The following is a 5038-nucleotide window of genomic DNA, read 5'->3' as shown; positions in this document are numbered from 1 at the left end:
GTGCGCCGCGCGAGCACGCGCTGCGCACTGCCGGCATCGCTCGCATGCGCCAGCAGCAGGCTGCCCGCCTCGGCGAAGAAGGGCCGCGGCGCCGGCAGTGCCGCGACGATGCCGCGCCACAGCGCGATCGAACGCCAGCCCAGCTCGGCAATGCGCGGCGGCGCATGGTCGCTCTCGGCCAGCGGGCACAGCATGCCGGCCGCGCTGAAGGCGGCCGGGCCGTGGCCGTCCCAAGTCGGCTCCGGCCCCGGCGCGGCATCGAACACCTCGACCCGGTGTTTTCCGCGCCGCGCCAGCTGCCAGGCCAGCAGCCGGCCCATCAGGCCGGCGCCTGCGATGGCGACGTGCATCGCAGCCTCCTCAGCCCAGCGGCGTGATCGGGATGTAGAGGTCGCCGCCGGCGGCCTTGAACTCCGCCGACTTGGCCGCCATGCCGGTGGCCGCGTACTCGCGCACCTCCTGCGTGATCTTCATCGAGCAGAACTTCGGGCCGCACATCGAGCAGAAGTGGGCCACCTTCGCCGAGTCCTTGGGCAGCGTCTCGTCGTGGAACTCGCGGGCGGTGTCCGGGTCCAGGCCCAGGTTGAACTGGTCGCTCCAGCGGAAGTCGAAGCGGGCCTTGCTGAGGGCGTCGTCGCGGGCGCGGGCGCCGGGGTGGCCCTTGGCCACGTCGGCTGCATGGGCCGCGATCTTGTAGGCGATGATGCCCTGCTTGACGTCCTCGCGGTCCGGCAGGCCCAGGTGTTCCTTGGGCGTGACGTAGCAGAGCATGGCGGTGCCCATCCAGCCGATCATCGCGGCGCCGATCGCGCTGGCAATGTGGTCGTAGCCCGGCGCGATGTCGATGGTCAGCGGGCCCAGCGTGTAGAACGGCGCCTCGTGGCAGTGCTTCAGCTGCTCGTCCATGTTCGCCTGGATCATGTGCAGCGGCACGTGGCCGGGGCCTTCGATCATCGTCTGCACGTCGTGCTTCCAGGCCACCTGGGTCAGCTCGCCCAGCGTGCGCAGCTCGGCGAACTGCGCCTCGTCGTTGGCATCGGCGCCGCAGCCGGGGCGCAGGCCGTCGCCCAGCGAGAAGCTCACGTCATACGCGGCCATGATTTCGCAGATCTCCTCGAAGTGCTCGTAGAGGAAGCTCTCGCGGTGGTGCGCGATGCACCACTTGGCCATGATCGAGCCGCCGCGCGAGACGATGCCGGTCATGCGCTTCGCGGTCATCGGGATGAAGGGCAGGCGCAGGCCGGCGTGGATGGTGAAGTAGTCCACGCCCTGCTCGGCCTGCTCGATCAGCGTGTCGCGGAAGATCGCCCAGGTGAGATCCTCGGCCACGCCGCCGACCTTCTCCAGCGCCTGGTAGATCGGCACGGTGCCGATGGGCACGGGGCTGTTGCGCAGGATCCAGTCGCGGGTGGTGTGGATGTTGCGGCCGGTGGAGAGGTCCATCACGTTGTCCGCGCCCCAGCGGATCGCCCAGACCATCTTCTCGACCTCCTCCTCGATGCTGGAGGTGACGGCCGAATTGCCGATGTTGGCGTTGATCTTGACCTTGAAATTGCGGCCGATCGCCATCGGCTCCACCTCGGGGTGGTTGATGTTGGCCGGGATGATGGCGCGGCCGCGGGCCACCTCGTCGCGGACGAACTCGGGCGTGATGATGGCCGGGATGCGGGCGCCCAGCGGGTTGCCGGCGACGCGGGCATTGCGCTCGGCATCGGCCAAGTAGGGCTCCATCCATTCGCGGCGGCCGTTCTCGCGCAGCGCCACGTACTCCATCTCGGGCGTGATGATGCCGCGGCGGGCGTAGTGCATCTGCGTCACGTTGGAGCCGCTGCGGGCGCGGCGCGGCTGGCGCTGCAGCGCGGCGGCCTGCGCCCGCAGGGTGGCCAGGCGCTCGTCGTCCTTGCCGCCGTCGTCGAGGGCCTGGCGGATGCGGCCTTCGTAGCGCTCGGTGTCGGCGCGCTCGTCGAGCCAGGCGGCGCGCATCTCGGGCAGGCCGCGGTGCACGTCGATGGCGGCGGTGGGGTCGGTGTAGGGCCCGCTGGTGTCGTACAGCGCGATGCGCTCGCCGTTGGTCAGCGCCACTTCGCGCTGCGGCACGCGGACATCATCGCGGCTGCCGGGGATCCAGCTCTTGGTGGAGGCCGGGAAGGGCTCGCGGGTGAGGGCGAGCAGATCCTGGAAGTTCGGGGGCAGCTTGTCGGGGGCGTTCATCGATCGGGGCTCCTGTGAAGGTGAAGGTGCCCCGTGCAGCCCCCGGTTCGCGCATCTCGGCCGCAGGTGCGGACGGACGCGTGGCCGGATGCCACAGCTCTTCTTACGCCGGTATTGACCGGATCAAGTTCGCGGGTTCGGTTTCATCACCATCTCAGCCCGCATTGCAGCGAGCACCCCGGAGCGAGCGCGAGTCTAGCGCCTAACTCACCGAATGCAACTGATCTGGATCAAGCGGGCCGAGCGCCAGGCCGCCCCAAGCCGGCCCACATGCCGATGCTTGCGGCTCGATGCCGCGAGCATCGGCGTCCCCCCGGGGGACCGGCTGGCTTGCCCGCGTTCAGCGGGGCAGGCCAGACGAGGGGCTCACAAGTTCACATCTGCTCCCAGGGCAGGCCGTCATGGCGCCAGCCATTGAGCCTGCCGCGATGGAAGTTGGCATCGGCATCGCCCTCGAAGCCGTGCAGCATGTCGATCACCGTCTCGAAGCCCGCGGCCTCCAGCGCCTCGCCGGCCGGCAGCGTGCGCCGGCCCGAGCGGCACATCAGCACCAGTGGTCGCTTGAGGTCGCCACCCGCCTCGCGCTTCACGCGCTCGACGAAGGCGGCCGGATCCGGCTGCATGTCCGGGTACTCGTACCAGGCGATGTGGACGATGTCCGGCGGGTGGCCCACGTACAGGTACTCCAGCTCCATGCGCACGTCGATGAACAGGGCCTCGGGATGGGCCTGCAGGAAGGCATGGGATTCGACGGGAGTCAGGTGCTGCATCGGTGGGCTTCTTACAATGGAGGCATGGACATCAAGGTCGTCACCCCCTCCTTCACGCGCGGCGCCGCGCTGCCCGGCATTCTGCAACAGCGCATCGCCATCCTCGACGGCGCGATGGGCACGATGATCCAGCGCTACAAGCTCGGCGAGGCCGATTACCGCGGCGAGCGCTTCGCCGAGCACGGCAAGGACCTCAAGGGAAATAACGATCTACTTGTGCTGACCAAGCCCGAGGTCATCACCGAGATCCACGAGCAGTACCTGGCCGCCGGCGCCGACATCATCGAGACCAACACCTTCGGCACCACCTCGGTGGCGCAGGAGGACTACGGCCTGGGCGAATATGCCTACGAGATGAACGTGGCCGCGGCGAAGCTGGCCCGCGCTGCGTGCGCCAAGTATTCGTCGATCGACAAGCCCCGCTTCGCCGCTGGCGCACTCGGCCCCACGCCGAAGACCGCCTCGATCAGCCCGGACGTCAACGACCCCGGCGCCCGCAACGTCGACTTCGACACGCTGCGGGCCGCCTACTACGAGCAGGCGAAAGGCCTGCTGGACGGCGGCGTCGACCTGTTCCTGGTCGAGACCATCTTCGACACCCTCAACGCCAAGGCCGCGATCTTCGCCCTGGACGAGCTGATGGAAGACACCGGCGAGCGCCTGCCGGTGATCATCTCCGGCACCGTGACCGACGCCTCCGGCCGCATCCTCTCGGGCCAGACGGTGACAGCCTTCTGGCATTCGGTGCGCCATGCCAAGCCACTGGCGATCGGCCTGAACTGCGCCTTGGGCGCCACGCTGATGCGCCCGTACATCGAGGAGCTGGTCAAGGTGGCCGGCCCGACCGCGATCAGCTGCTACCCGAACGCCGGCCTGCCCAACCCGATGAGCGACACCGGCTTCGACGAGACGCCGGACGTGACCGGCCGGCTGATGGGCGAGTTCGCCTCCAGCGGCTTCCTGAACATCGCCGGCGGCTGCTGCGGCACGACGCCCGAGCACATCGCGGCGATCGCGGCCAAGGTGTCGGCCTACAAGCCGCGGGTCAGCGGTGCGAAGTTCTTCAGCGAGCTGGTCGAAGCCTAGAGCTGGTAGAGCTTGAGCAGCCGGTCCACGTTGACCCGCAGCTTCAGCTCCTGGGGCGCCAGCGCGGCGGCCACCGCTTGAGTCTGCAGCCGCGTGTCGCGCGGCACCGGCTCGGTCAGCGGCGTGCCGCTCTTGCCGATCAGCGCCGCCACCATCGGTTCGGTGGCCGTGGCGCCGCGGCGGAAGACGATGCCGATCTCGCCCTGGGCCAGGCGCACGACGCTGCCCGGCGGATACAGACCCAGCACCTTGACCAGCGCGGAGCCGGCCTCGTCGGGCTGGCCGGCGGCATCGAGCCAGCTCATGCGCATGGCGGCGGCGCCGGACAGGGCCGGCCGGCCCGCGAGCGGGCCGAGGCGCTCGCAGAGGCGGGCGATGCGCTCGAGTAGCGCGTTATCCGAGCGGCGCCGCAGCGCGGCCGAGGTGAGAGCGATCCGCTCCTCGTCGGGCTTGCCCAGCGCCTTCGCGGCCAGCTCGGCCAGCGCCAGGCCCAGCAAGCCCTGGCTGCCCGGATCGAAGGCCTGGCTGCACTCGAAGACCAGCAGCATCAGCGTCGCATCGGGCCGCTGCGCCAGCCGCGCCAGCGCCTCGCTGCGCACCGCCTCGCAGCGCGCTTCGTCCGGATGCGGGTCGCGCAACAGCAGATGCAGCCGGCCCTGCAGGTCGGCCCAGGCGGCGCGCTCGCCATGGTCCGCCTTGGGCGCGGCGCGCTCGGGATGGAAATCGGCTCGCGCCTGCGCGATCTCGCTGATCGCCGCACCCTGGCGCACCAGCGTGTCCGCCTTGTGCGCCAGCGCCTTCTGGTAAGCCAGGATCTCGTGCGCCTGCACCCAGCCGCCGCCGCCCAGCAGCTGGGTGGCCAGCGGCCCGTCCTGCAGCAGCTGGCCGCTGGCCAGCAGCAGGCGGCCCTCGGCATTGCGGACGGCGAAGGGCAGGGGGTGGCCAAGGCGAAGGCTGTCGGGGGGCAGGGG

General features: G+C 70.1%; 5 protein-coding genes and 1 riboswitch. Of the genes, 1 reads left to right on the top strand and 4 read right to left on the bottom strand.

What is annotated here, in order from left to right; all coding sequences use genetic code 11:
• The 3 genes from B0W88_RS29615 to B0W88_RS29605 form a co-directional block, all read right to left on the bottom strand.
• A partial coding sequence (locus B0W88_RS29615; RefSeq protein WP_144007056.1) for an FAD-dependent oxidoreductase occupies nt 1–350 on the bottom strand: 350 nt, incomplete at its 3' end.
• 10 nt (nt 351–360) lie between these two features.
• Complete coding sequence (gene thiC, locus B0W88_RS29610; RefSeq protein WP_077038118.1) at nt 361–2211, bottom strand: phosphomethylpyrimidine synthase ThiC; 1851 nt, start codon at nt 2209–2211, stop codon at nt 361–363.
• An 83-nt stretch (nt 2212–2294) separates the two neighbouring features.
• Nucleotides 2295–2402: riboswitch (TPP riboswitch) on the bottom strand.
• A 183-nt stretch (nt 2403–2585) separates the two neighbouring features.
• On the bottom strand, nt 2586–2981 hold the full coding sequence (locus tag B0W88_RS29605; protein ID WP_077038117.1) for a rhodanese-like domain-containing protein: 396 nt from the start codon (nt 2979–2981) through the stop codon (nt 2586–2588).
• Nucleotides 2982–3005: 24 nt separating this feature from the next.
• On the opposite strand from B0W88_RS29605, the gene B0W88_RS29600 reads away from it, so the two are divergent.
• Nucleotides 3006–4067, top strand: coding sequence for a homocysteine S-methyltransferase family protein (locus tag B0W88_RS29600; protein ID WP_077038116.1), 1062 nt, complete (start codon nt 3006–3008; stop codon nt 4065–4067).
• Here B0W88_RS29600 and B0W88_RS33935 read toward each other — a convergent pair.
• The coding region (locus B0W88_RS33935; protein ID WP_077038115.1) for a hypothetical protein at nt 4064–5038 on the bottom strand (975 nt) is incomplete at its 5' end. The genes B0W88_RS29600 and B0W88_RS33935 overlap by 4 nt on opposite strands.

Origin of the sequence: Pelomonas sp. KK5, from assembly GCF_001984095.1 — a bacterium.
Lineage (GTDB): Bacteria > Pseudomonadota > Gammaproteobacteria > Burkholderiales > Burkholderiaceae_C > KK5.
This window is presented reverse-complemented; position numbering and strand designations above follow the sequence as displayed.

Coding starts and splice junctions, on each gene's coding strand:
- B0W88_RS29605 (WP_077038117.1), bottom strand. CDS start 2,981: ATGCAGCACCTGACTCCCGTCGAATCCCATGCCTTCCTGCAGGCCCAT.
- thiC (WP_077038118.1), bottom strand. CDS start 2,211: ATGAACGCCCCCGACAAGCTGCCCCCGAACTTCCAGGATCTGCTCGCC.
- B0W88_RS29600 (WP_077038116.1), top strand. CDS start 3,006: ATGGACATCAAGGTCGTCACCCCCTCCTTCACGCGCGGCGCCGCGCTG.